A 24,963-nucleotide genomic window follows, 5' to 3' on the forward strand; every position below is an offset into this window, starting at 1 on the left:
ACAGCCTCCGTTCGTTTCGAGCGAAGTCGAGAAACCGCGCGCTACGTTTCTCGACTTCGCTCGAAACGAACGGATGTAGGAGTATGACTTACCCGCCTCGGTGATAATCATATTCCATCGTGCGCCCCTGCTGTTTGGTGAGGATGGCGCCGATGATCGCGCCGCCCGCACGGCGCAGGCGGTCCACGGCGGCGCGCAGGCCGCCATGATGATTGCGGCCCCATTCGACCACGAGCAGGCTGGCCTGCACCTTGCCCGCCAGCAACAGCGCGTCGGTGCCGCCCAGAATCGGCGGCGCGTCGATCAGCACCGTGTCATAGTCCTCGCGCACCGCCAGCAGCAGGGCTTCGAGCGCCGGAGTCGCCAGCAATTCGGCCGGGTTGGGCGGTACAGCGCCGCAGGGGAGCAGGGCGACGCCCGCCGTGCCGGTCTCGACGATGACCTGATCCGCACTCGCCTGCCCGGTCAGCAATGCGCTGATGCCGCGCCCAGCGGGCAGGCGGAACAGGCTGTGCTGGACCGGGCGGCGCATGTCGCCGTCGATCACCAGCACGCGTTTGCCCAGCCCCGCCAGCGCCAAAGCGAGCGCGTGGAGAGTCAGCGACTTGCCCTCCCCCTCCTGCGCACTGGTGACGAGGATGGAACGCGGCAGGCCACCCGCCGAAGCCAGCAGCAGTGATGAGGCGAGCGGCGAGAAGATGTCGACCGGCTGGGGTGCATCGCCGGTCACCGGCACCGCGCCCAGCAGCGGCAGTCCGACCCGCTCCGCCAGCGTATCGGCAGACGTCACGGCATCGTCGAACATATGCCGGGCCGCGACCAGCAGCAGGCCCAGCGCGATTCCCCCAAGCGACGCCAGCAACAGCGTCACGCCGATGCGGGGGGAAAAAGGCCGGGTCGGCACGGCAGCGCGATCGAGCGGCTGGATGCGGCCTGCCTGAAATCCGGCCTGCGACGCCATGTCGCGATAGCGCTGGAGCAAGCTGTCATGCAGCATCCGGTAGGTATCGACCGACCGTTCCAATATGCCGGTCTGCACGTCGCGCCCGCGTTCGGTCTGCGCCTGCCGTTCCAGATCGGCGATTTCAGCCGCGATCTGGGTTTCACCATGCACCGCAACCTCATATTGTTCGCGCAGCGAGGCGCGGATGGTGTTGGCCATCACCTCCGCCTGATCATCCAGCGCGGCCAGGCGCGCGCGGGCTTCGCGCATGTCGGGATGGGCGTCCTTGCGGAACTGGCGTTCCTCGACAATGGCGGCGCGCGCTTCGGCGCGGCTGGCCATCAGCGTTTGCATCGCGCCATTGCCCAGCACTTCGGGCAGGGTTTCCGCGCTGGCCCGACGTGCGCCTTCCCACCGCTTTTGCGCTGCGATCCGATCGGCCAGCGCCTGGGCATGATAGGCGTTGAGCTGGGCAAGACGGGCGGTCGTGCTGCCTTCCGGGGGGCGTGGCTTTTCGCCTGCTTCGCCCGTCGTCGTACCGGAACGGGCCGCATAGACCGCCAGATCGCGCTCCGCCCGCGCGAGATCATTGCGCGCCCCATCCAGTTCGCCCAACAGAAAGCGACGGGCCTGAACCCCTGATTCAAAACCGCGCTTGAGGTCCGCGCGGATCAGGCTGTCGGCATAGCTGTTGGCGACGCGCGCCGACAGGACCGGGTCGGCACTGACGAAGCTGATGCGCAGGACGCGCGACTTGCCGGGCAGGTCGACTTCCAGATTGTCGCGCAGCAGGTGGATGACCATATCCTGTTCGACCTGTCGCTGGGTCAGGCTGCCCGCGCCCTCGGTCGGGCGCTTGCGATCCATGCCGGCGAAGAAAGTGGGGGTGCCGACCAGCGCCAGGTCTCGCGCCACCTCTTCGGCCAGCGCACGGCTGCGTAGCACTTCCAGTTCGGTCTGCATCAGCGATTCGATGTCCCCCGGTGCGACGCGCGGGGTGGCCTGCGCCCCTGCCCCGGCGGCCCCGGCGGGTATGTCCTGCACTTCGACCGAGGCGGTCGCGCGATAGTCAGGGGTGGACATGAGGATGAACAGCGCGCCCGCCAGCAGGCAAAGCGCCATGGTGACGAACAGGATGACGCGATGGCGGCGCAGCACGGCCCAGCCGTGGCGCGTGGCGGCGGCGAAGCGGGCGGCGCGGCCTTCGTCCGATGCGATGGTGTCAGCCGCGCTCATCAATTCTTCCCGTCAAGAGCGATGAACCCGGCAGCCAGCGCTGGCGCGGCCAGCAGCGAGCCGCCGAGAATCGCCTTGGCCCGCGACAGGCCGACGATGATTGAGTCGCCGGGCAGGATTTCAGGATCGGCGGCCTTGCCACGGCGGATCGCGGCAAGATCAAACATCGCCGCCTGACGCTGCCCGTCAATCTGCCGCACGACAATGATCTGCGACAGGCTGGCGAGGCGGGTTGGCCCCTTGGCCAGCGTCACCGCCTGACTGAGCGTCAGCCGCCCGTCGAGCGGGAACTGACCCGGCTCCCGCACTTCGCCGTCCACGGTGATGCGGCGGCCTACCGCTTTCTTCACGAAGATCGTGACTTGCGGCGACACCAGATAACGCTGCCCCAGCCGCGCGGCGATCAGGTCCGCCGCGTCGCCCGATGACAGGCCAGCAACCGGCACGTCCCCGATCAGAGGCATCCGCACCGTGCCAGCCGCGCTGACCTGCGCATCTTCCAGCGAGAGGCCCGGCTCATGATAGACCTGGATACGCAGCACATCGTCGGGGGAGAGGCGATAATCGGCACCGATGGCGGGTGCTGGCGGGATGAGCGCATAGGCGGCGTCACCGCGCGGTGCCTGCTCGACACTGGCACAGGCCGACAGCAAGGCGCAGCCTGTCATCGCGGCACATATCTGCCTGATGGTCATCTGCACAACTGCCCCCTTATGGCCCACTTGAGGCCGGGGGGTAGCGGTGCGGCACGGCGATGGCAACCACAGGCGCGACGGGTCGCGCCCGATGGCCGATTGTCAGACGGCGACGCGCCCCGGTGCCGGTTCGGCGATGCGGCGTGGCTGGTCGGGCCAGATGCCGCGCGTGTCATAGACAGCCTTGCCGACACGTTCATCGACGGGGACAGATTTGAACGTGTCATGATCGACAAGAATGACGAACACGCCACATTGTTCCAGAGCCGTATCGAGATCGATCAGTTCCGCGCCGGTCCCGGCAAATTCCATCGGCAGGGCATGGGCATAGGGTTCGACCAGCTTGATCCGCCGACCATAGCGGCGGGCGAGACGCGCGGCGACCTTGACCGCCGGACTTTCGCGGAAATCGTCGATATTCGCCTTGAAGGCGAGACCGAGGCAGGCGACATTTTCGTTGGCGAAGGCATCGATCATGTCGGAGGCTTTGGCGACGACATAGTCGGTCTTGCCGTCATTCACTTCGCGTGCGGTGCGGATGATGCGGGCATTTTCCGGGTCGCCATGGACGATGAACCACGGGTCGACCGCGATGCAATGGCCGCCGACGCCGGGACCGGGCGACAGGATGTTGACGCGCGGGTGGCGATTGGCCAGCCGGATCACTTCCCACACGTCGATATCCATATTTTCCGCGATCACCGAGAGTTCGTTGGCAAAAGCGATGTTGACGTCGCGGAAGCTGTTTTCCACCAGCTTCACCATCTCCGCTGCGCGGGCGGTGGTGGTGATGCAGGCACCGCGCACGAACTGGCGATAGAAGCCCAGCGCCTTGCGCGCGCAACGGGGCGTGATGCCGCCGATGCAGCGATCATTGTCGATCAGTTCGACCAGGATGCGGCCAGGCAGAACGCGCTCCGGGCAATAGGCGATGGCGATGTCGCCCTGTACGCCCTTGCCGGGCATTTTCAGGTCGGGGCGCATAGTGCCGATGACGTCGCGCATCGCTTCGGTCGTGCCGACCGGGGACGTGGATTCCAGGATCACCGTGTCGCCTGCTTTCAGCACCGGAGCGATGGTGCGGGCGGCTTTCAGAACATAGCTGATGTCGGGCGCGCGATCTTCCGATACCGGGGTCGGCACGGCGATGATGAACACGTCGCTGTCCTCGACAGTCAGGCTGGCGCGCAGATTGCCGCGCGCGACGACGCCCTGCACCAGCCCGTCAAGATCGACCTCCTCGATATGCACACGGCCCGAATTGACGGTTTCCACGACATGCGTGGACACATCCACGCCAACCACTTGGCATCCCCCACGGGCGATCAGGGCTGCGGTCGGCAGGCCGATATAGCCAAGGCCGATGACGGAAACCTTCTGCTTGGTGTCGACGGGCATGGAGGGGCAGTCCTTATGAGGCTAAAGATTTGCCCCAGTTTCTGCCCGGAAATGCTGAAGATTTCGGTAACGGTGATGCGAAGATCGACCTTCTCCCCGCGGGGGAGAAGGATATGGAGCCTTACCGTATCCGCAGGATCGGTTAGGCGCAGTTGGATGAGGGGGCTGTGCGCCAACGTCAGGGCGGACGCCCTCACCACTGCGACTAAGGCAGCAAGCTGCCAAGTCTCGTTGCCTCTCCCCTACGGGAGAGGAAGATTTGGGTGCGTTATCCCGCGATAATCGCGGCAATCCGCTCCGCCGCATGACCATCGCCGAACGGATTATGCGCCCGCGCCATGGCGTCATAGGCCGCCTCATCGTCCAGCAGCGCCAACACTTCACGCACGATCAGCGCGCGGTCGGTGCCGACCAGTTTGGCCGTGCCCGCTTCCACCCCTTCGGGCCGTTCAGTGGTTTCCCGCATCACCAGCACCGGTTTGCCGAGCGAGGGCGCTTCCTCCTGCACGCCGCCGCTGTCGGTCAGGACGAGCGTGCAGAGATCGAGCAGGCGGACGAAATGGGGGTAATCGAGCGGTTCGATCATCGCGACATTGGGCAGGTCGCCCAGCACCGCGTCCATGATCGGGCGGACATTGGGGTTGGGATGGACCGGGAAGATCACCGCGACGTCAGGCCGCGCGGCAATGTCGGCGATGGAACGGGCGATCGCCTCCATGCCGCCGCCGAAATTTTCGCGCCGGTGACTGGTAACGGCAATGATGCGCTTGCCCGCAAAGCGCGCGGCGAGATCGTCGAGGCCACTGGCGAGCATGGGATCGGCCAGCACCCTGTCGCGGGTGGCGAGCAGCGCGTCGATCACCGTATTGCCGGTGATGTGGATACCCGCCGCATCGCGACTTTCGCGCAGCAGCGCATCGGCGGCAGCCTGCGTCGGCGCGAAATTCATGTCGGCGATGCAGGCGACCACGCGGCGGTTCACCTCTTCAGGCCAGGGATGATGAATGTCGCCGCTGCGCAGGCCCGCCTCGACATGGGCGACCGGGATCTTGCGATAATAAGCGGCCAAGCTTGCCACCATGGTGGTCAGCGTGTCGCCATGAACGACAATGCGATCGGGCTTTTCCGCGTCAAACGCCTTGCCCAGTTCGACGATCAGCTTGGCAGTCAGCCCGTCGAGCGTCTGGTTGGGGACCATGACGTCAAGGTCGATGTCCGGCACGATTCCGGCAATCTCCAGCACCTGATCCAGCAGGCCACGATGCTGGGCCGTCACGATGACGCGGGTTTCCACGCCGGGCCGTGCGCGCAGGGCGTGGATCACGGGGAACATCTTGATCGCTTCGGGACGGGTGCCGAACACTATGGCGATCTTCATGGCGCGACCTTCATCGTCAATCTTTCATGCTGCAAAGCGGTATCGCAGCCCGATGTGGCAGAGAAATGTAACCATCGCCTGAACGCGGGACTGCCAACCCATGGTTTTGTGCCATCCAGATGCTATGCTAGGGCATCCATATCTGAGCGGGTGATACGCATCTTATGAAATGTGCGATGATCGAGGCGGGCTTTGCGTCCACGCGCTTTGGCGGTGTCGGCCATTGATGTGGCCGTGGGACGAAGAGGCGCACGACAGCGCCCTGCCCCGCTGGCGTCACTGGCTGATGGCGGTGGCGATAGTGATCGTCCTCAGTGCCATCATGCCGATCCTCGCCGCCTTTTCCTGAGCGCTACGCCTTGATCTTCCAGCCGCGCTTCAACAGCGTGTAGCAGAGCGCGCCAAGCCCGATATTGAGCGCCAGCAATACGCTGCTGCCCACGATGATATTGGTGTCCGCCGCTGCCACGAAGCCATAGCGGAAGCCCGATATGATGTAGAAGAAAGGGTTGGCGTGGCTGATCGCCTGAAAGAAGGGCGGCAGCCGGTCGATCGAGTAGAAAGTGCCGGACAGCAGCGCCAGCGGGCCGATGAGGAAGTTGGTGACCGCGGCGTTATGATCGAACTTGTCGGCCCAGATGGAGGTCAGCACGCCCAGAAAGGCGATGAAGCTGGTGCCGATCACCCCGAACCACAGTAACGCCCAAAGATGCGCAGGCGTGACATGGACACCGGGCCACAGCGCCATCGCCGCCCACAGCGCCGAACCGACGAACAGTGCGCGAGTGACCGAGGAGGCGACCAGCGCACCCAACAATTCGCCGACCGAAATGGGCGGCATCAGATAATCGACCAGCGTTCCCTGCACTTTGCCCACCATCAGCGGAAAGCTGGCATTGGCGAAGCAGGCGTTGATCATGCCCATGATGATGAGGCCAGGCGCCACGAAATCGGCGAAAGGCACCGCCTGCCCGCGCAGCATCACGGTGCGGCCGCTGCCGCCCAGGGCGACGATGAAGATGACCAGGAACAACAGGGTGGTGATCGCCGGTCCCCACACCGTCTGAAGCTGGACCTTCATGAAGCGGCGCACTTCCTTGAGGTATAGCGCCCAGCTGCCCGCCCAGTTGATGTTGCGAATCACCGGCACCCCCGGTTCGGGGAATGGCGGCAGGGCGGGCGCGGATGGGGCAATTTTGGGCTGGTCGTTCATGGATGGATCGACTATCGGCTGAGAGGATTTGCTGCAAGGGCGCTGTTCATGGATTTGAACCTGCGCACCGGCTTCCCATATAGGGACGCAGCCAGATATTTTGAGGAGTGTTTCATTGTCCTGGACCGACGAGCGTATCGACCAGCTCAAAGGGATGTGGGAGCGCGGCCTGACCGCCAGCCAGATCGCCGAGGAACTGGGCGGCGTCAGCCGCAATGCGGTGATCGGCAAGGCCCATCGCCTGGGCCTGCAATCGCGTCCTTCGCCGGTCAAGGCCAATGACGCGCCCAAGAAAGCAGCGGTGCCGCCGCGTAAGCCCGCAAGCGCCGCTCCGGCGGCCGAGGTAGAGGCAGCGCCGCGTCCGGCAACACCCGCGCCCGTAGCTGAGGCCCCGGCCCCGGTCCGCGCCTTCACACCCGCAGCCGCGCCCGCCGCGCCTGCGCCCGTCACCGACGAAGCGCCGGTCGTCGCGCCCAAGCCGCAGCCGCGCATCGTATCGGTCGGGCCGGGCGGCTTCCTGCGTCAGGGTCCGGGCGACCAGCAGGCCCCGATCCCGCCTGCGCCGCCCCGCCGTCTGGTCCCCGCCAAGCCGAGCGCCGAGATTGCAGGCAAGACATCGCTGCTCGATCTGACCGAGCGGATCTGCAAATGGCCGATGGGGCATCCGGGCGAGCCGGACTTCCATTTCTGTGGTGAGCAGGTGAACCCCGGCTTCCCCTATTGCGTCGAACATTGCGGCCGCGCCTATCAGGCGCAATTGCCGCGCGGCACCCGCCGCCCGCCCCCGCCGCTGCCTTTTGGTGGCCCACGGGTTCGATAAGAAATTTGGCCAAGGCACAAAAAAAGGGCCGGTTCCTTCGCAGGAACCGGCCCTTTTTTTATGCCTGGATCAGAAGCGGAAGCTGGTCGTCACCATCACGCTCTGGGTGTCGAACTTGTCGCCACGGTTCATGCTCGTGCCGCCCGACGGGGTGATCAGGAACGGGTTGGTTGCAGGCGCACTGCCCGCACCGACATCGACGCGATAATCGCCGACATTATAACGGGTCCACAGATAGCGGGCGCCAATCGAGAAATTGTCGGACACTTTCGCTTCGATACCGCCGCCTGCGGTCCAGCCCCATGCATCTTCCTTGGCATCAACCTGGGTGAAGCTGTTGGCACCATTGCTGGTGGCAAAGCTGTTCTTGACCTTCGCATAGGCCAGACCGCCGGTGATGTAGGGCATGATGCCGCCCGGCGTGGTGTAGCCCAGGCGCGCGCGCAGATTGCCGTTCCAGTCGATCCGGCGCGTCATGGTGTAGAAGGCCGGCGTGGTCGAATATTCGGTCACGCTGTCGCTGATATAGGCCTTGCCCGCTTCGGCGACGACACCGGCGACAATGCCGCCAAACTGCATGTCATAGCCGACATGCCCCATCCAGCCGATCGCATCCTTGTCATCATCGCAGCCCGATGCCGGGGTGGAGCCGCGCGCCGCGCCGCCGCAGGTGCCGGGCGAGAAAGCATTGGCGCCGGTCGTCGTCGTAATGGTGTCATTATAGGTGCCGTCGGCGTTGGTATCGAAACGCAGATGCTCGGCACCGTCCTTCTTCTGGAAATTATAGCCGAATGACCCGCCGACATAGGGACCGGTCCAGTCGACCGTGCCGCTATCCTGCGCGAGGGCGGGCGCTGCCGCCAGAACGAGCGCCAGGGTGGCGCCAAGCGGCGCGATACGGTTGAAATGCATTGAAAAATCTCCTCGCCTGATCGGGTGTAAAAACCCAACTGCGATCCGCTAACGGGTTGAACGGCGCTTTTGTTTCACGTCGCAGTGCAACATTTTGTTGCTGTTGCCATTTCAGCACAATGCTTGCGCGGATCGCGCGCCTGCCTATAGCTTGTCCTCATGTCCGATGACCTGTTCGCCGCCCAGCCCACATCCTCCCCCGGCTATGATGCCTCCGCCATTGAAGTGCTTGAAGGACTGGAACCGGTCCGTCGTCGTCCCGGCATGTATATTGGCGGTACGGACGAGCGCGCGCTGCACCATCTGGCTTCCGAAGTGCTGGACAATAGCATGGACGAGGCGGTCGCGGGCCACGCCACCCGGATCGAGGTAACGCTGGAGCCGGGCAACCGGCTGACCATCACGGATAATGGCCGCGGTATCCCGGTCGATCCGCACCCCAAATTCCCCGGCAAGTCGGCGCTGGAGGTCATCATGACCACGCTCCATTCGGGCGGCAAGTTCACCGACAAGGCCTATGCCACGTCGGGCGGCCTGCACGGCGTGGGGATCAGCGTGGTCAACGCCCTGTCGACCAGCACGGTCGTGGAGGTTGCCCGCAACAAGGAATTGTTCCGCCAGAGCTTTTCGCAGGGCCATCCGACCAGCACGCTCGAAAAAGTCGGCGCTGCCCCCAACCGGCGCGGCACGTCGGTCACTTTCATCCCCGATACGGAAATTTTCGGCGAACAGAAGTTCAAGCCTGCGCGGCTCCATCGCCTGGCCCGGTCCAAGGCCTATCTGTTCGCGGGCGTCGAGATACGCTGGAAATGCGCGATCGAACTGATCAGCGACGATACGCCAGTTGAAGCCGTGTTCCAGTTCCCCGGCGGGCTTGCCGATCATCTGAAAGAACAGGTGGGCGACCGCGAATGTGCGACCAGCCTGTTTTTTGCGGGCAATCAGGATTTTCCTGGCACCGCTGGCCGGGTCGAATGGGCGGTCGCCTGGCCGCTCTGGTCCGACGGCAGCTATAGCTGGTATTGCAACACCATCCCGACGCCCGATGGCGGCACCCATGAAGCGGGGCTGCGCACCGCTCTGGTCAAGGGTATCCGTGCCTTTGGCGACCTGATCGGCCAGAAAAAGGCGAAGGACATCACCGCCGACGACATCATGACGTCATCGGAAATCATGCTGTCCGTGTTCATCCGCGATCCGCAATTTCAGAGCCAGACCAAGGATCGCCTGACCAGCCCCGACGCGGCGCGGCTGGTTGAAAATGCGGTGCGCGATCATTTCGATCATTATCTGACCGACCATATGGACCGCGGCAAGGCGCTGCTCGCCTATGTCATCGACCGGATGGACGAGCGGCTCAAGCGCAAGCAGGAAAAGGACGTCAAGCGCAAGACGGCGACCAGCGCGCGCAAGCTGCGCCTGCCCGGCAAGCTGACCGACTGTTCGACCGACAACCCCGAAGGCACCGAGATTTTCCTGGTCGAAGGCGATTCGGCTGGTGGTTCGGCCAAGCAGGCACGGGACCGCAAGACGCAGGCGATCCTGCCCCTGCGCGGCAAGATTTTGAACGTCGCGTCGGCCAATAATGCCAAGATATTGGCCAATCAGGAAATTGCCGACATGATCCTGGCGCTGGGCTGCGGCACGCGCAAGGACTGTAACCCCGACAATCTGCGCTATGACCGCATCGTCATCATGACCGACGCCGATGTGGACGGCGCGCATATCGCCACGCTGCTGATGACCTTCTTCTTTCAGGAGATGCCGGAACTGGTGCGGCGCGGGCATCTCTATCTGGCGCAGCCGCCGCTCTATCGCATCGTGGCTGGCGGCAAGAGCCTCTATGCCAAGGATGATGCGCATCGCGAGGAATTGATGCGCAAGGAGTTCAAGGGCAAGAAGGTCGAAGTGAGCCGCTTCAAGGGGCTAGGCGAGATGAACCCGATGCAGCTGCGCGAAACCACCATGGACCCCAAGACCCGCAGCCTGATCCGCATCACCCTGCCCGCCGATGTCGAGGAACGCGCCAGCGTGCGCGATCTGGTCGATCGGCTGATGGGCACCAACCCGGCGCACCGCTTCGCCTTCATTCAGGAAAATGCCGCAGCGGTGGACGAAGAAGCGATCGACGCATGAGGGGCCGTTTAACCCCGAACCGGATTTAGCGTGTGCGGCTCTGGTCGATCCTCATCACCCTGTTTGTGATTTTTCTGCCGACCGGCAGCCTTGCCCAACCCACTGTCGCCTATCAGCAACGGGCATCGCAACTGCTCGACATGCTCAGCGCCCCTGGCGGCGAGGACGCCTATTTCTCCACCCTGTTCCTGGACGCCGTACCGGTCGCGCAATGGCGCGCGCTGGCGACCGATCTGCGCAAGCAGCATGGCAAGCCGGTTGCGCGTGGGGCGGTGCAGGTCGAAAGTCCGACGACGGGGGTAGTGGAAATCCGCTATGAGCGGGCAACGGTCGGCTTCACCCTCGTGGTCGCGCCGCAAGCGCCCCACCGGGTCATCGGCCTGCAACTGGTGGGCATACGGCAAAGCGGTGACAGCATGGACCGGGTCTTGGCCGATGTCGCGGCCCTGCCCGGTCAGGCGGCCCTGTCCATAGCCCGGCTGGACGAGGCGGGACCGGTCTGGCTGCATGGCCACCGGGCCGATGCGCTGATGGCCACCGGATCGTCGTTCAAACTCTATATCATGGCGGAACTCGCGCGCGCCGTGGCGGCGGGGGAGCGGCGCTGGAGCGATGTGATTCCGCTGGCACAGAAGAGCTTTTCGGGGCGCTTGCTGACGACACCGGACGGTGCGCCGATGACACTGCACAGTCTGGCGCTGGCGATGATCGCGGAGAGCGACAATAGCGCCGCTGACACATTGTTGCTGGCGCTGGGGCGCGCGCGCGTGGATGCGATGGTCGGGACGAGCGGCCATGCCCGCCCCGACGCGACGCTGCCGCTGCTGACCACGGCGGAGGCGTTCGCGCTTAAAATGCCCGCCAATGCCGATCTTGCGCGCCGCTATGCCACAACGACGCCGGACGCGCGCCGCGCGCTGATCACCGCCGATGCCGCGCGACTGGCGGCGGGTGCGGTGGACATCGGCACGGTTGCGGAAGTGCCGACCGCAATCGACAGCATCGAATGGTTCGCCACGCCGCGCGATATGGTTCACCTGCTCGACTGGCTGCGGCGAAACGGCGGCGATGCTCTGCCGGTCATGGCGGTCAATCCCGGCATCGCGCCTGCCGATGCGAAACGCTGGCGCTATCTGGGCTATAAGGGCGGATCGGAGCCGGGCGTCATCGCCATGAATTTTCTGGCGCAGGCGCGCGATGGCCGCTGGTTCGCGATTGCGGCGAGTTGGAATGACAGCGCCGCCCGCGTCGATGAAGCCCGCTTCGTCACGCTGCTGACCCGCGCGCTGAACCTGATCGCCCAATGAGACGGGGTTCAGCGCAGCGGATCAGTCATCATCATTCAATATGCGCAGGGCAGACCCGTCGGGATCGTCAAACTGCCCGGCCGTCAATGCCCAGAAGAAGGCACCAAGCCCGACCAGTCCCAGCAGCAGGGCAATGGGAATAAGAAGCGCAAGGCCGATCATCGCGCAGCCCGCCGCAACCGCAGGGCATTGGCAATGACGATCAACGACGAACTGGACATGGCCAGAGCCGCGACCAGGGGCGTGACCAGCCCGGCAATCGCCAGCGGCACCGCCAAGACATTATAGCCCACGGCCAGCAGGAAATTCTGACGCACGATCGCCAGCGTCCGCCGGGCCGCACGCACGGCAACCGCGACAGAGGCCAGGCTGTCACCCAGGAACACGACATCGGCGGCCAATTGGCTGACGTCACTGGCGGAAGATGGCGCCAGGCTGACATGCCCCGCCGCGAGCGCCGGACCATCATTCAGGCCGTCGCCCACCATCAGCACGCGATGCCCCTGCGCCTTGAGCCGCTCGATCATCGCCAGCTTGGCCTGCGGGCTCATATGGCCGGTCGCCAACATGCCCGTCGCAAAGGCCACATCGTGCAGCGCCTGGGGCCGGTCGCCGCTCGCGATGATCGGATCAAGGCCAAGGGTACGCAAGTCCGCTGCCGTCGCGGCGGCATCGGGACGCAGCATGTCGGCAAAGGTCAGGAGACTATGGCGCTCGCCCTCCCGATATTCCGTGGACAGGCTGGTCCAGTTATCCGCATGTTCCGGTCGGGCAAGCGAAACGGCCCTCCCCTGCCACAGCCCGCTAACGCCAACGCCAGCCTCCTCGCGCAGGTCAGACAGTGTTGCCGCAACGACGCCCTGTCGTTGCAGCGCTTCGGCCAGTGCCGCGCTGAGCGGATGACGGCTGGCGCGGGCCAGCGCCAGCACGACGGGCCGGGCATCGGACGGCAGCGCATCCAGGTTCACCGGCATTGGCCGACCAAGCGTCAACGTGCCGGTCTTGTCGAAAATCGCGCGGTCGGCTTCTGCCAGCCGCTCCAGTGCGGAACCGTCCTTGACCAATATGCCGCGCCGCATCAGCGCGCCGCAAGCCACCACCTGCGCCGCAGGCACGGCTAGGCCAAGGGCGCAGGGACAGGTGATCAGCAGCACGGCGGTGGCGATCAGCAGCGCCTGATGCAGGCCAGCGCCCGCGATCATCCAGCCCGCGAACGACAGGGCGGCCAGCAGATGCACGGCAGGCGCGTATAGCCGCGCCGCCCGGTCGGCAATGCGGACATAGCGGGATTTGCCCTGCCCGGCCGCGTCCATCATCCGCGCTATATCGGCGATCAGCGTATCCGCACCCGCCGCGCGCACGACGACGCTGAGCGGCCCGTCCATATTGAGCGCACCGGCATGAACGCCGTCACCGACCCCGACGGCCATCGGCTGGCTCTCGCCAGTCAGGAAGGCAAGATCGATACTGCTTTTGCCTTCGCGAATTTCGCCATCGGCGGCAAAGCGATCGCCCGCAGCCACCTGCATCATCATGCCCGGCACCAGCGCCCGCGCGGCGACCCAGCGACGCTGCCCCGCTTCGATCACATAGGCGCCCGGCGCGGTCTGGCGCAGCAGCGCGGCGACGCCATCGCGCGCCCGGCCCCGCATCATGGCGTCCAGGCATCGTCCGGCCAACAGGAAGGTCAGCAGCATCACCGCGCCATCGAACCATGCATGGGCGCCGCCGGTGATCGTCTCATAAAGGCTCATGCCCGTTGCCAGCAGCACCCCGATGCTGATCGGCACGTCCATATTGGTCCGCCCGGCCCGCAGCGCCGCGAAGGCGGAACAGAAGAAGGGCTGCCCGGCATAGGCGACGGTCGGCAGCGCGATCAGGGCGGACAGCCAGTGGAACAGTTCACGGGTCGCGCCCATCGCCCCGGACCAGATCGATACCGACAGCAGCATGATGTTCATCGACGCAAAGCCCGCGACGGCCAGCGCGCGCAACAGGCGTTTGTCCTGCGCGCTCTCCACCTCGATCGTCGGATCGGCCAGGGGTTCAGCGGCAAAGCCGATGCCCGCTATGGCCGCGCGCAGGTCCGGCACGGTCAGCGCCGGATCATGGGTGATGGCGACCCGCCGGGCCGAATAGTTGACGCGCGCGGCATGGATGCCAGGCAACATGGTCAGCCCGCGCTCGACCTTGGCGATGCAACCGGCGCAATGCATGTCCGGCACCGCGAATATGCTATGGGCCGGCTCCAGTACGACCGGATCGGGCGACACGGTGACAGGCTCGCTCTGCATCATCCGTTCCTTTCCACAAAGCGCATGGCATGGCCGTCGGCTTGGACGGTCCAATGGATGATCCATCGTCCTGTGGGCAGCGGAGTGACCGCGCGCCATTGGCCGTCCGCCTGCACCTCAAAGCGCAGAGGAATATCGGCAGTGCGCCCCAGCGGATGCTCGGCCGTCGCGGCAACCGATGTCGGGGTTGCGCTTGGCCCGTCCAAAGTCAGGACCAGATGGCGTCCGGCATCCAGCCGCGTTTGCTGCCGCCAGCCACGCGCATCCTGCCGCCGCGCCATGGCGAGCCATTCATTGAAGCGCTGGCTGGCGACATAGCTGTTATCGACTACGGTGCCGCCGAAACCTCGGACGGCGTAGCTGGCCATCAGGACATTCACCGCGATGACCACGGCAAAGAAGCCGACGAATATCGCCGCAACATGGCGACCGTTGAGGCGAAAGCCGGACATTATTGCAGCCTTTCAAAATGGGCAGGTTCGCGGTCAGCGCCACCTTCGCGATCGGTGGCGCGGACGGTGAAGGCAAAGTCCTGACGCTGCGGGCCATGGGCTGGCGCGGCGAGGAAGAGGCGCAGTTTCGCCACGCTGTCGGGCGGGACGACCGTGTCGATCGTCGTGCGTGCATCGGCCCGGCCATCACGGTCGGTCCACAGGCTGACCCCGGCCAGCCCCTCCACCGTGACCCGCATGGGCCGGGGTCGCGATTCCATGTTGCGCAGCTTGACGGTGAAGGCGTTGCGGATCGTGCCATCGGACAGGCGCATCGCGACAGGGTTGCGATCCTGCTGCGCGCTGATGTCCATGCGCGTGCGGGTGCCAAGCGCGAACAGCATCGCCGCGCCGACCGCGCTCCACAGCGTCAGATAGACGAGCGTGCGAACATGGAGCAGCGACCGGATGACGGGGCGTGGGGGGCGCCCAGCCTTTTCCGCAGTGGCGTCATCCTCGGTACAATAGTCGATCAGGCCGCGTGGCCGCCCGACCTGTCCCATCACCTTATCGCAGGCGTCGATGCACAGGGCGCAGGTGATGCAGCCGATCTGCGGCCCTTGCCGAATGTCGATGCCGGTCGGGCAGACGGCGACGCACTGGTCGCAATCGATGCAGTCGCCAAAAGCATCGGGTTGTGCCTGCGCCTTCTTGAGGCTGCCGCGCCGTTCGCCACGCCAATGCTTGTAGGTGACGACCAGCGACTTTTCGTCGAGCATCGCGGTCTGGATACGCGGCCAGGGGCACATATAGATGCACACCTGTTCGCGCATGAAGCCGCCCAGGATGAAGGTCGTCGCGGTCAGGACGGCGACGGTGGCATAGGCGACACTCGCCGCCGTCCCGGCCCAGAACTGATGCTGAAGCGTCGGCGCATCGGCGAAATAGAATATCCACGCGCCGCCAGTGCCAAAGGCAATGACCAGCCAGACGCTCCATTTCGCAACCCGCCGGGCGATCTTGCCTACGGTCCAGGGCGCCCTGTCGAGCCGGATCTGGGCATTGCGGTCGCCATCCATGAACCGTTCGACATGCTGGTACAGGTCGGTCCATACCGTCTGCGGACAGGCATAGCCGCACCAGGCCCGCCCGACGGCGGAGGTCACCAGAAACAGGCCGACCCCGGCCATGACCAGCAGCCCCGCGACATAGTAAAATTCATGCGGCCATATCTCGATCGCGAACATATAAAAGCGACGATGGGCGAGATCGATCAGCACCGCCTGATCGGGTGCATAGGGACCGCGATCCCAACGCAGCCAGGGGGTGATCCAGTAGATGGCGAGCGTGACCGCCATCACCGCCCATTTCAGGCGACGGTAGAAACCATCGACCGCCTTGGGATAAACGCCCTTGCGCTTTTCGTAGAGGGACAGGGGAGCGGTGGTCATTTCCCCATTCCTCCCCTGCAAGGGGAGGGGGACCGGCGGAGCCGGTGGAGGGGTGTCGCCCTCTCGATAGGGCAACACCCCACCGTCAGGGCTACGCCCTGCCACCTCCCCTTACAGGGGAGGATGTGGTCGGCTTCAGTGCGCAACATTGTCCACCGCCGTCACCGGCGCAGCCTCGCCGCCGCCCAGACTGTGAACATAGGCCGCCAGCATCCGCACCGTCGCTGCGTCGAGCCTGTCGCCCCAGCGCGGCATCACGCCCTGACGGCTGTTCCAGACGGTCTGGTGGAGAGCGTCCCCGTCGCCACCATAGAGCCAGATGCCGTCGGTCAGGTTGGGCGCTCCCAACTGGCGGTTGCCCTTGCCCGCCGGGCCGTGACAGACCGCGCAATTGTCCGCGAAAAGCTGCGCGCCGCGCTGCGAGGCCGCGTCGCCCTTTTGCTGGCCGCTGATCGTGCGGACATGGGCAACCACATCATCGACCTGCGCGGCCTGCAACAACTGGTCGCGGCCAAAGGCTGGCATGATCGACAGCCGGGTTGTGGCATGATCGGGGTTGCGGATGCCATCGACGATCGTCCTTTCGATGGTGGCCAGATCGCCGCCCCATAGCCAGTCGTCGTCATTCAGGTTGGGATAGCCTTTCGATCCCGCAGCACCCGATCCATGACACTGGACGCAATGGACCTTGAACGCGGCGCGCCCACCATCGACCGCAGCCTGCATCAAGGCGGGCCTGGCGGGAAGCTGATCGATCGGGGTCGCCGCAATGGCGCGGTGGATCGGCGCTACCTTCGCCGCCTGCGTCGCCATCTCCTTGGCCAGATCGCCCCGGCTCGACCAGCCAAGCGCACCCTTGGTATAGCCCTCGATCAGCGGCCAGGCCGGATAGGCGATGACATAGAACAGCGAAAACAGGATGCAGGCGTAGAAGGTCCACAGCCACCAGCGCGGCAATGGCGTGTCCAGTTCCTCGATCCCGTCCCATTCATGCCCCATGGTGGGCGTGCCGGTGGGCTGGTCGATCTTGCTCTTGGTCGGGTCAGCCATGGTCGCCCCCCTTTGTGTCGCTGTCGGTGAAGATCATCGTGGCAGCATCGCCGCTGCGGCGGCGTGCGCCCGGCCGGAAATGCCAGCCGATGAGGATCAGATAGGTGAGGCCCATGAAAACCAGACCCCAGCTGTCGGCGAAATGGCGCATGGAGTCATAGCTCATCGCACCGTCTCCTGCGCGGCGGCGGCCTTGGTATCGACCAGCGTGCCGATCATCTGGAGATAGGCGACCAGCGCATCCATTTCGGTCAGCCTGTTCGGGTCACCGTCGAAATCGCGCACCTGCGCCTTGGGATAGCGCTTCACCAGCGCGCTGCTGTCGGCGGCGGGATCAGCCTGCGCCTTCAAATCCTCATTGGCGGCGGCAATCGCAGCCTTGTCATAGGGGACGCCGACACGCGACAGGGCGGTCAGGTCGCCGCTCATATCGCCTGCCTTCAATTCCCGCTCGGCAAGGAAGGGATAGGTCGGCATGATCGATTCCGGCACGACCGCGCGGGGATCGACCAGATGCTGGACATGCCATTCATCCGAATAACGCCCGCCCACACGGGCCAGGTCAGGCCCGGTCCGCTTGGACCCCCATTGGAAGGGATGATCATACATGCTTTCGGCGGCCAGGCTGTAATGGCCATAGCGTTCGACTTCGTCGCGGAAGGGGCGGATCATCTGGCTATGGCAATTATAGCAGCCTTCGCGAATATAGATGTTGCGCCCGGCCAGTTCGAGCGGGGTGTAGGGGCGCATCCCCTCCACCTTCTCAATCGTACTATCGATCCAGAAGAGCGGCGCGATCTCCACGATGCCGCCAATGGCGACGACGATCAGCGACGCGATCCCCAACAGGGAGACGTTACGCTCCAGTCGGCCATGATCGAAGAATTTGCGTTTTGTCTTGGTTTCCATGTCGGTTTCTCCGTCACGCGGCGTGCGGCTGGAGGGGACGATCCGCAGCAGGATCGAAGGCGGCGTCGCGCATCGGCTTTTCGTCCCGCTGGCGTCCCGCGATGGTCAGGCTGATATTGACCGCCATGATGATCGCGCCAGCCAGATAGAGCAGGCCGCCCGCCGCCCGGATGACGTACATGGGGAACATGGCCTTCACGACTTCGGAGAAGGCATAGACGAGGTAGCCGTCGCTGCCATATTCGCGCCACATCAGCCCCTGCATGATGCCCGCCGTCCACATCGCGGCGGCGTAAAGAACGATGCCGACGGTCGCGAGCCAGAAGTGCCAGTTGACCATGCGCAGCGAATAGAGGCGTTCCCGGCCCCACAGGCGCGGCGTCATATAATAGAGGCAGGCGAAGGTGATCATGCCGTTCCAGCCCAGCGCGCCGCTATGGACATGGCCGATCGTCCAGTCGGTATAATGGGACAGGCTGTTGACCGCCTTGATCGACATCATCGGGCCTTCAAAGGTCGACATGCCGTAAAAGGCCAGCGCCATCACCATCATGCGGATGATCGGATCGGTGCGAATCTTGTCCCAGGCGCCGTTCAGCGTCATCAGACCGTTGATCATCCCGCCCCAACTGGGCATCCACAGCATGATCGAAAACACCATGCCCAGCGTCTGCGCCCAGTCGGGCAGCGCGGTGTAATGCAGATGGTGCGGACCCGCCCAGATGTAGAGGAAGATCAGCGACCAGAAATGGATGATCGACAGGCGGTAGCTATAGACCGGTCGCTCGGCTTGCTTGGGGACGAAATAATACATCATCGCCAGGAAGCCGGCGGTCAGGAAGAAGCCGACCGCATTATGACCGTACCACCATTGGGTCAGCGCATCCTGCACCCCCGCAAAGGCGCTATAGCTTTTGGACCCCAGCAGGCTGACCGGCATCGACAGATTATTGACGATGTGCAGCATGGCCACGGTGATGATGAAGGCCAGGTAGAACCAGTTGGCGACATAGATATGCGGTTCGGACCGCTTCAGGATCGTACCGCCGAACACCAGCAGGTAACAGACCCACACGATCGTCAGCCACAGGTCGACATACCATTCCGGCTCGGCATATTCCTTGCCCTCGGTAATGCCCAGCAGATAGCCGGTCGCCGCCAGCACGATGAACATCTGGTATCCCCAGAACACGAAGCGGGCCATCGTCGGGAAGGCGAGCCGTGCGCGGCAGGTGCGCTGCACGACGTAAAAGCTGGTCGCGATCAGCGCATTGCCGCCAAAGGCAAAGATCACCGCCGAGGTATGCAGCGGCCGCAACCGCCCGAAGCTGGTATATTCGATCCCCAGGTTCAGCGCCGGAAAGGCCAGCTGGAGCGCGATGTAGAGCCCGGCAAGAAATCCCGCCAGACCCCAGAAAACGGTAGCGATCACACCCCAGCGGATCATGTCGTCATCATAGCGCCCCGCATCCGGCATCTTGAGCGCACCACGCAGGATCGCCCCATAATCGGCGCGGCTGATGGTGAGCCAGGCGAGCAGCAGGCCGGTCACTGCCACGATCGTCATGTGGACGGCAAAGCCGGTGTCCGCCGCCAGCACCGCCGCAGCGGCTGAAAGCAGGGCCAGCGCGAACCATCCGCCCGCCCTGATGACCAATTGTTCCATGCTTATCCCCCAGGAGATATGTTCGTCGCCGCGCCTGCACCGGCGGGCATCGACTGTCCTTGTCCTCTGTCAAAAGGGGGGATCGGGGTCTGTAGGGGAATGTCCCTAGCCGGGCCGAAACAGGCGGTTCAGGCCGCTTCGGCGCAGCAGGCCAGCTGGTCGCGATCCAGAATATCGACCGTGCGCCGACCCGGCAGCGCGATGATCCCCGCGCGCTTCATGTCGGTCATCTGGCGGCTGACCGTCTCGATCGTCAGGCCCAGCACATCGGCGACCTGCTGGCGCGACAGGGGCAGCGCGAAACTGTCGAGCGGCCCTGCGCCATCCCCGGCCAGTCGGTGCGACATATCCAGCAGGAAGGTCGCGATCTTTTCCCGCGCATTTTTGCGGCCCAGCAGCAGCATCCAGGCCCGCGCCCGATCGAGATCATCCAGCGTGCGTTGCAGCAGGCGATGGCCCAATTCTGGATGGGTGCGGGCAAAGCCGTCGAACGCTCCCCGCGTGAACAGGCACAAGCGTGCATCGGTCAGCGCGGTGACGCTGTGCGGCGTGCTGCGGCCAAAGGGACGACCAATGAAATCGGATGGATAGACCACGCCCACAATCTGTTCGCGTCCGTCGCCAGTGGAGGCCGACAATTTGAGCGTGCCTTCGATGACATTGGCGACGATGGTGGCGTCGTCCCCCTCCCACATCACTGTCTGCCCGGCCTGCACCGTGACCCGCCTGCCGAGGCGATTGAGCGCGGCGCGCTCGTCATCCTCCAGCGTGCCGCAAATGGCACGCGCACGTACGTCGCATTGCTGGCAGTAACTCGCGTCCTGGCAAGGGACCAGGGCGGCGGCGGGCGCGGTTTGCGCCAGATCAAAATGCATCATCATGATCGCTGCCTGACGCAGCGACAGGCATGGGCCTATCCGTAATGTCCCTGATCGAGCGTCATTCCAGCCCCGCCTGGAACGCGATGCGCAGCGCTTCGGACAGGCTGCGCACGTCCAGCTTCTGCATCAGATTCGCGCGGTGGATTTCCACGGTGCGCGGGGAAATGCCCAGATCATAGGCGATCGACTTGTTGGGCAGCCCTTCGACCAGCCCGGCCAGCACCTCACGCTCACGATCGGTCAGGATGTTGAGGCGCGCCTGCGCCTCATCGCGCCGGGCGCCCGCATCGCGGTGCGCGGCGACCTGCGCGCAGGCAGCAGCGATCGCCTCCAGCAGCGCCGCCTTCTCGAACGGCTTTTCGATGAAATCGGTCGCGCCCGCCTTCATCGCGGCCACCGCCATGCCGACATCGCCATGGCCGGTCATGATGATGACGGGCAACAGAATGCCCCGCGCGCGCAGTTCGCGCTGCACCTCCAGCCCGTCCATGTCCGGCATCCGCACGTCCAGCAGGACGCAGCCCTGCTCCAGCGTCGCGGCGTCCTTCAGGAACGGAATGCCGCCCGAAAAGCTCTGCACCGCAAAGCCGCTGGTCTTGAGCATGAAGCTGAGCGATCGGCGGATCGCCTCATCATCATCGACGACATAGATGAGGGGTTGGGTCATGGCGTCAATCCGCAGGATCAAGGGTGAAGTGAAAGGCGACCCCGCCCCAGCGCGACCGGCTGGTCCAGATGCGACCGCCATGCCCTTCGACGATGGTGCGGCTGATCGAGAGGCCAACCCCCATGCCCGTGGGCTTGGTGGTGCTGAACGGGGTGAAGAGCGATTTTTCAGCGGCGGGATCAAGGCCGGGGCCGCTGTCGGCGATGATGATTTCCACCCGCCCTTCCTCATCAGGAGCCGCCGACAGATGAAGGATACGCATTGGTCGCCCCTCCATCGCTTCCACCGCATTGCGGACCAGGTTGATGATGACCTGCTGCACCTGCACCCGATTGGCCATGATCCGGCCGACGCGCGGATCGACGGCAATGTCCATGTCGATGCCCCGGCTGTCGATGCCGATAAAGGCCAACGCAACCCCTTCCGACAACAAAGTGGAGACGGTTTCCGGCTGGCGGTCGGCCTCCCCCCGGCGGATGAATTCGCGCAGCGACCGGATGATCTCCCCCGCGCGCAGCGCCTGGGTCGCCGCCTCGTCCATCGCTTCGCCCAGCAAGGCACGGTCGACCGCGCCGTCCTGCGCCAACAAGTCTCGGCCCGCCTCCATATAGTTGGCGATTGCGGTCAAGGGCTGGTTGAGTTCATGCGCCAGCGCGGCGGCCAGCGTCCCCATGGCGGTCACGCGCGACGCATGGCTCAGTTCCGCCTGCAAATCCTGCACCCGCCGCTCGGTCCGCTGCCGCTCGGTCAGGTCGCGGATGAAGCCGGTGAAAAGCGGCTCCCCCTGATCATGCACCTCGCCCACCGCCAGTTCGATCGGGAAGGTCGACCCGTCCCGCCGCCGCGCCGTGGTCAGGCGACCAATGCCGATGATCTTCTTTTCGCCCGTGTCGCGATAATGGGCCAGATAGCCGTCATGCCGATCCCGATCGGGCGATGGCATCAGCATCGCGACATTCTCGCCCAGCACATCGGCTTCGCTATAATGGAACATGCGCTGCGCCGCCGGGCTGAACGATATGATGCGCCCGCGTGCGTCGATGACGATCAAGGCGTCGGGCACCGTCGCCAGGATCGACCCCAGCAGCGCCTGTTCCAGGCTGTGCGCATCATCGCGCGGATCGACATCGTTGATCGCCATCGCCCTTCACTGACCGGAAATCAGTGTGCCAGCAAGAGCGGAACTCGTGCTTCGCCGAGCAGGTAGCGCGTGACCCCGCCAAAGATGGTCTCGCGCAGGCGGCTATGGCCAAAGGCACCCATGGCAATCCAGTCCGCGCGCAGTTCGTCCGCGGCGGCGGCCAGCGCCTCCTCGACCGTGCGGCCCTTGCGCGGCCATTCGTGGATTTCCGACGCGATGCCGTGGCGGGAGAGATATTCGCTGGCGTCGATCGGGGGGAAATCGCGCTTGGTCTTTTCCTCGACCGTGACGACATGGACCTCGCCAGCCAGCGCCAGCAACGGCCGGGCCGCGCACAGGGCGACGGCGGCCTCATGCGATCCGTCCCACGCCACCATCGCGCGCCCCTGACAGGCAAAGCGCAGGCACCCCTGCGGCACGGCCAGGATCGGCGCACGGCTGCTGATCGCAAGGTCAGCGACGATCGGTAGCGGATCGCCGATCGCGCGGCGCCCCGGCGTCGGCAAGGTCACGACGATTGCATCGGCCAGCCGCGACGCGGACAGCAGGCATTGCACCACCTCGCCATCGCTGTGCCGCCAGTCCCATGTCACGCCTTCGCGCTGCATCCGCGCTTCGACCTTCGCCTTTTCCTGCGCCTCGGCGACGCGAATATTGTCGATGTCGCTGGGCAGCACATAGCTGCCGCCATACATATCCGCCGAAACATAATCGATCACCGGCGTGACCTGAAGGCAGCGGATATGCGCGCCGGTCGCGCGGGCAATGTCCAGCGCAACCTCCATCCTGCTCGTCTGGGCGCTATCCTCATGGATGTGCAGCAGGATGGTTTTCATGGGGTGAACTCCAGGCATAGGGGCGTCAGGCGATTGCCTTCCTGATTATGCCGGGCCAGCCGCACCCTCCATCCGCAAATATCCCTATAGCAGCGGCACGCGCCTTGTCCTGATCCAGTCCGTCAGATCAGATAGCCGACCTCATACAGGCCCCAGCGCCGCCCTTCGAAAACCAGCGGCACGAACACGCTGCGCAGCGCGCGATAGCGGCCCTCGCCCAGATCCTGCCGATAGGTGAACAGGAAGAAATCCCCCTCCCCGTCCAGCGCACGGCGGGTCTGGCTGTCCATGAACATCTGGCGATTGCGCGCATGTTCCATGTTCCAGCACGGGTCGCCCGGCCGCTGGGGCTGGCTGCGCGTGCTGATATGGGTGGGCAAATAGCCGTTCATGTCGATCAGGCAGCAGCCCACGACCGCGCTGTCCTCGCTGGTACGCCGGTCCAGAGTCGGGCGCAGCAGCGCGTCGGCAAAGGCGGTGAAGCGAGTCTGATACTGCGTAGGGTTGGACCCCTCGATCGCGCGATAGTCCGTGTCGAACAGGTCGGCCAGGCTCAGCTGATTGTCGGCAATCCCGCGCTGGATCAGCGCCATGACTTCATCCGCGCCCTCCTCCGCCAGCGCGATATAGCGGCTGTTGCGGGTCCGCCCCGGCCCATGCGCGGCGGTATCGAGCATGGCGTTGGCCATCCCCTCCAGCCCTTCCAGCTGTCCGCGCGCCACCTCCACCCGCGTCGCGCTTTCGCTGGCCGACTGGCTGAACAGCGCCAGTCCCTGCCGCAGCGCCGCAACATCGCCATCGGCTTCGTCGGTGCAGGTCACGATCGCGTCGGACCGTTCGGCAAATTGCGTCACCAGCGACGCAATCTCCGCCATGCTCATCCGCAGCCGGTCGATATGCGTGCCAACGTCGCGCCCCCGCACGATATTGGCCTCCACCCCGCCGATCAGCCGCCGCGCATCGCGGTCCAGCTGGCCCAGCTTGTCGCCGACCGACGCCGCCGATTCGCCCGCCTGCCCCGCCAGTCGCCGGATTTCGTCCGCCACGACGGCAAAGCCCTGCGTCGCTTCCCCGCCCCGCGCCGCCTCGATCGCGGCATTGATGCCCAGCAGCCGCGTCTGCCGCGCGATCGCGCCCAGCTCATCGGAAATGTCGCCCACCGCCTCGATCACCGACAGGAACTGGCGCAAATGCCCCTCCAGCCCCGTGACATGCTCGACCAGACCCGCCACCTCGCCCAGCGACAGGGTGATGACCTGATGCCCGTCGGCGATGATCCGCCCGGCCCGGCGCGCGGTCAGGCTCAATTCCTGCGCGGCGGCGACGCTTTCATTCTGGCTGCTGGCCAGCGTATCCATATTCGCCTGCAAATCCGACAGGCGCGCCGAATCCTGCTGGATGCGCCGGTTCAGCTCGCTCAAAAAGCCCGCCGTTTCGCTGCATTGCAGCGCGATGTCACCTGACCGTTCACCAAGGTCAGCCAGCAAGTCCCTGTTTTCCAAGCGTACGCCCCAAAATTTCGGATCAACGGATAGTGACGCATTAACCATGCACTGCAACACTTAATATTCCGACAAGCCATCAATCCGGCCGCTTGCA

Annotated in this window: 23 protein-coding genes; 4 read left to right on the top strand and 19 right to left on the bottom strand. The window is 64.8% G+C overall.

All coding sequences use genetic code 11. The features are described 5' to 3' along the window. Positions 1-88: 88 nt before the first annotated feature. From ACODSR_RS11575 to wecB, 4 genes are all read right to left on the bottom strand, one after another. The gene (locus tag ACODSR_RS11575) at positions 89-2,179 is read right to left on the bottom strand and encodes a GumC family protein (RefSeq protein WP_489076584.1); all 2,091 of its coding nucleotides are present in this window, start codon (positions 2,177-2,179) and stop codon (positions 89-91) included. Beyond that, the gene (locus ACODSR_RS11580) at positions 2,179-2,874 is read right to left on the bottom strand and encodes a polysaccharide biosynthesis/export family protein (RefSeq protein ID WP_489076586.1); all 696 of its coding nucleotides are present in this window, start codon (positions 2,872-2,874) and stop codon (positions 2,179-2,181) included. The genes ACODSR_RS11575 and ACODSR_RS11580 overlap by 1 nt, the downstream gene beginning before the upstream one ends. Before the next feature lie 102 nt (positions 2,875-2,976). Continuing rightward, on the bottom strand, positions 2,977-4,272 hold the full coding sequence (gene wecC / locus ACODSR_RS11585; protein WP_489076588.1) for a UDP-N-acetyl-D-mannosamine dehydrogenase: 1,296 nt from the start codon (positions 4,270-4,272) through the stop codon (positions 2,977-2,979). A 268-nt stretch (positions 4,273-4,540) separates the two neighbouring features. Continuing rightward, positions 4,541-5,650, bottom strand: coding sequence for a non-hydrolyzing UDP-N-acetylglucosamine 2-epimerase (gene wecB, locus ACODSR_RS11590; RefSeq protein ID WP_489076590.1), 1,110 nt, complete (start codon positions 5,648-5,650; stop codon positions 4,541-4,543). Between the two features lie 226 nt (positions 5,651-5,876). Here wecB and ACODSR_RS11595 point away from each other — a divergent pair, with 226 nt between their 5' ends. Next, positions 5,877-5,999, top strand: a complete 123-nt coding sequence (locus tag ACODSR_RS11595) for a hypothetical protein (RefSeq protein ID WP_489076592.1) — start codon at positions 5,877-5,879, stop codon at positions 5,997-5,999. Between the two features lie 3 nt (positions 6,000-6,002). On the opposite strand, the gene ACODSR_RS11600 is transcribed toward ACODSR_RS11595, so the two are convergent. Beyond that, positions 6,003-6,863, bottom strand: coding sequence for an ABC transporter permease (locus tag ACODSR_RS11600; RefSeq protein WP_489076594.1), 861 nt, complete (start codon positions 6,861-6,863; stop codon positions 6,003-6,005). Between the two features lie 115 nt (positions 6,864-6,978). Here ACODSR_RS11600 and ACODSR_RS11605 point away from each other — a divergent pair, with 115 nt between their 5' ends. Next, complete coding sequence (locus ACODSR_RS11605; RefSeq protein ID WP_489076596.1) at positions 6,979-7,683, top strand: GcrA family cell cycle regulator; 705 nt, start codon at positions 6,979-6,981, stop codon at positions 7,681-7,683. A 69-nt stretch (positions 7,684-7,752) separates the two neighbouring features. Here the strand turns inward: ACODSR_RS11605 and ACODSR_RS11610 are convergent, their stop codons facing one another. Beyond that, entirely contained in the window at positions 7,753-8,595 is an 843-nt protein-coding gene (locus ACODSR_RS11610) for an outer membrane protein (protein WP_489076598.1), read from the bottom strand. A 159-nt stretch (positions 8,596-8,754) separates the two neighbouring features. On the opposite strand from ACODSR_RS11610, the gene parE reads away from it, so the two are divergent. Together parE and ACODSR_RS11620 are read left to right on the top strand one after the other, a co-directional pair. Next, positions 8,755-10,731: a DNA topoisomerase IV subunit B gene (parE, locus tag ACODSR_RS11615; RefSeq protein ID WP_489076600.1), complete on the top strand. Its 1,977-nt coding sequence runs from the start codon at positions 8,755-8,757 to the stop codon at positions 10,729-10,731. Positions 10,732-10,763: 32 nt separating this feature from the next. Further along, on the top strand, positions 10,764-12,038 hold the full coding sequence (locus tag ACODSR_RS11620; RefSeq protein ID WP_489076602.1) for a serine hydrolase: 1,275 nt from the start codon (positions 10,764-10,766) through the stop codon (positions 12,036-12,038). A gap of 21 nt (positions 12,039-12,059) precedes the next feature. Here the strand turns inward: ACODSR_RS11620 and ccoS are convergent, their stop codons facing one another. The 13 genes from ccoS to ACODSR_RS11685 form a co-directional block, all read right to left on the bottom strand. Further along, positions 12,060-12,200 (bottom strand): cbb3-type cytochrome oxidase assembly protein CcoS, encoded by a 141-nt coding sequence (gene ccoS / locus ACODSR_RS11625; RefSeq protein WP_006959946.1) that lies wholly within the window; start codon positions 12,198-12,200, stop codon positions 12,060-12,062. Continuing rightward, complete coding sequence (locus tag ACODSR_RS11630; RefSeq protein ID WP_489076742.1) at positions 12,197-14,332, bottom strand: heavy metal translocating P-type ATPase; 2,136 nt, start codon at positions 14,330-14,332, stop codon at positions 12,197-12,199. Before ACODSR_RS11630 ends, ccoS begins: the two co-directional genes overlap by 4 nt. Then, positions 14,332-14,784, bottom strand: a complete 453-nt coding sequence (locus ACODSR_RS11635; protein ID WP_489076604.1) for a FixH family protein — start codon at positions 14,782-14,784, stop codon at positions 14,332-14,334. Before ACODSR_RS11635 ends, ACODSR_RS11630 begins: the two co-directional genes overlap by 1 nt. Next, the gene (ccoG, locus tag ACODSR_RS11640; protein WP_489076606.1) at positions 14,784-16,214 is read right to left on the bottom strand and encodes a cytochrome c oxidase accessory protein CcoG; all 1,431 of its coding nucleotides are present in this window, start codon (positions 16,212-16,214) and stop codon (positions 14,784-14,786) included. The genes ACODSR_RS11635 and ccoG overlap by 1 nt, the downstream gene beginning before the upstream one ends. Positions 16,215-16,349: 135 nt before the next feature. After that, positions 16,350-17,264, bottom strand: coding sequence for a cytochrome-c oxidase, cbb3-type subunit III (ccoP, locus tag ACODSR_RS11645; protein ID WP_489076608.1), 915 nt, complete (start codon positions 17,262-17,264; stop codon positions 16,350-16,352). Further along, a complete protein-coding gene (locus ACODSR_RS11650; RefSeq protein WP_489076610.1) occupies positions 17,257-17,430 on the bottom strand; it encodes a cbb3-type cytochrome c oxidase subunit 3 in 174 nt (57 codons plus the stop codon). Before ACODSR_RS11650 ends, ccoP begins: the two co-directional genes overlap by 8 nt. Then, the gene (gene ccoO / locus ACODSR_RS11655; RefSeq protein ID WP_489076612.1) at positions 17,427-18,173 is read right to left on the bottom strand and encodes a cytochrome-c oxidase, cbb3-type subunit II; all 747 of its coding nucleotides are present in this window, start codon (positions 18,171-18,173) and stop codon (positions 17,427-17,429) included. The genes ACODSR_RS11650 and ccoO overlap by 4 nt, the downstream gene beginning before the upstream one ends. A gap of 13 nt (positions 18,174-18,186) precedes the next feature. Next, a complete protein-coding gene (gene ccoN / locus ACODSR_RS11660; RefSeq protein ID WP_489076614.1) occupies positions 18,187-19,839 on the bottom strand; it encodes a cytochrome-c oxidase, cbb3-type subunit I in 1,653 nt (550 codons plus the stop codon). Between the two features lie 128 nt (positions 19,840-19,967). Next, complete coding sequence (locus ACODSR_RS11665; protein WP_489076616.1) at positions 19,968-20,720, bottom strand: Crp/Fnr family transcriptional regulator; 753 nt, start codon at positions 20,718-20,720, stop codon at positions 19,968-19,970. Between the two features lie 58 nt (positions 20,721-20,778). Next, positions 20,779-21,387: a response regulator FixJ gene (fixJ, locus tag ACODSR_RS11670; RefSeq protein WP_489076618.1), complete on the bottom strand. Its 609-nt coding sequence runs from the start codon at positions 21,385-21,387 to the stop codon at positions 20,779-20,781. Positions 21,388-21,391: 4 nt separating this feature from the next. Beyond that, complete coding sequence (locus tag ACODSR_RS11675; RefSeq protein ID WP_489076620.1) at positions 21,392-22,528, bottom strand: sensor histidine kinase; 1,137 nt, start codon at positions 22,526-22,528, stop codon at positions 21,392-21,394. A 20-nt stretch (positions 22,529-22,548) separates the two neighbouring features. Beyond that, complete coding sequence (locus ACODSR_RS11680; protein WP_489076622.1) at positions 22,549-23,364, bottom strand: universal stress protein; 816 nt, start codon at positions 23,362-23,364, stop codon at positions 22,549-22,551. 122 nt (positions 23,365-23,486) lie between these two features. Beyond that, positions 23,487-24,851: a methyl-accepting chemotaxis protein gene (locus ACODSR_RS11685; protein WP_489076744.1), complete on the bottom strand. Its 1,365-nt coding sequence runs from the start codon at positions 24,849-24,851 to the stop codon at positions 23,487-23,489. Between the last annotated feature and the right edge of the window lie 112 nt (positions 24,852-24,963).

The organism is Sphingobium sp. FG125, from assembly GCF_057809795.1.

Bases quoted from the DNA above. Each gene is read 5' to 3' on its own strand.
- ACODSR_RS11575 (WP_489076584.1), bottom strand. From the start codon at position 2,179: ATGAGCGCGGCTGACACCATCGCATCGGACGAAGGCCGCGCCGCCCGC.
- ACODSR_RS11580 (WP_489076586.1), bottom strand. From the start codon at position 2,874: ATGACCATCAGGCAGATATGTGCCGCGATGACAGGCTGCGCCTTGCTG.
- wecC (WP_489076588.1), bottom strand. From the start codon at position 4,272: ATGCCCGTCGACACCAAGCAGAAGGTTTCCGTCATCGGCCTTGGCTAT.
- wecB (WP_489076590.1), bottom strand. From the start codon at position 5,650: ATGAAGATCGCCATAGTGTTCGGCACCCGTCCCGAAGCGATCAAGATG.
- ACODSR_RS11595 (WP_489076592.1), top strand. From the start codon at position 5,877: ATGTGGCCGTGGGACGAAGAGGCGCACGACAGCGCCCTGCCCCGCTGG.
- ACODSR_RS11600 (WP_489076594.1), bottom strand. From the start codon at position 6,863: ATGAACGACCAGCCCAAAATTGCCCCATCCGCGCCCGCCCTGCCGCCA.
- ACODSR_RS11610 (WP_489076598.1), bottom strand. From the start codon at position 8,595: ATGCATTTCAACCGTATCGCGCCGCTTGGCGCCACCCTGGCGCTCGTT.
- parE (WP_489076600.1), top strand. From the start codon at position 8,755: ATGTCCGATGACCTGTTCGCCGCCCAGCCCACATCCTCCCCCGGCTAT.
- ccoS (WP_006959946.1), bottom strand. From the start codon at position 12,200: ATGATCGGCCTTGCGCTTCTTATTCCCATTGCCCTGCTGCTGGGACTG.
- ACODSR_RS11630 (WP_489076742.1), bottom strand. From the start codon at position 14,332: ATGCAGAGCGAGCCTGTCACCGTGTCGCCCGATCCGGTCGTACTGGAG.
- ACODSR_RS11635 (WP_489076604.1), bottom strand. From the start codon at position 14,784: ATGTCCGGCTTTCGCCTCAACGGTCGCCATGTTGCGGCGATATTCGTC.
- ccoG (WP_489076606.1), bottom strand. From the start codon at position 16,214: ATGACCACCGCTCCCCTGTCCCTCTACGAAAAGCGCAAGGGCGTTTAT.
- ccoP (WP_489076608.1), bottom strand. From the start codon at position 17,264: ATGGCTGACCCGACCAAGAGCAAGATCGACCAGCCCACCGGCACGCCC.
- ACODSR_RS11650 (WP_489076610.1), bottom strand. From the start codon at position 17,430: ATGAGCTATGACTCCATGCGCCATTTCGCCGACAGCTGGGGTCTGGTT.
- ccoO (WP_489076612.1), bottom strand. From the start codon at position 18,173: ATGGAAACCAAGACAAAACGCAAATTCTTCGATCATGGCCGACTGGAG.
- ccoN (WP_489076614.1), bottom strand. From the start codon at position 19,839: ATGGAACAATTGGTCATCAGGGCGGGCGGATGGTTCGCGCTGGCCCTG.
- ACODSR_RS11665 (WP_489076616.1), bottom strand. From the start codon at position 20,720: ATGATGATGCATTTTGATCTGGCGCAAACCGCGCCCGCCGCCGCCCTG.
- fixJ (WP_489076618.1), bottom strand. From the start codon at position 21,387: ATGACCCAACCCCTCATCTATGTCGTCGATGATGATGAGGCGATCCGC.
- ACODSR_RS11675 (WP_489076620.1), bottom strand. From the start codon at position 22,528: ATGGCGATCAACGATGTCGATCCGCGCGATGATGCGCACAGCCTGGAA.
- ACODSR_RS11680 (WP_489076622.1), bottom strand. From the start codon at position 23,364: ATGAAAACCATCCTGCTGCACATCCATGAGGATAGCGCCCAGACGAGC.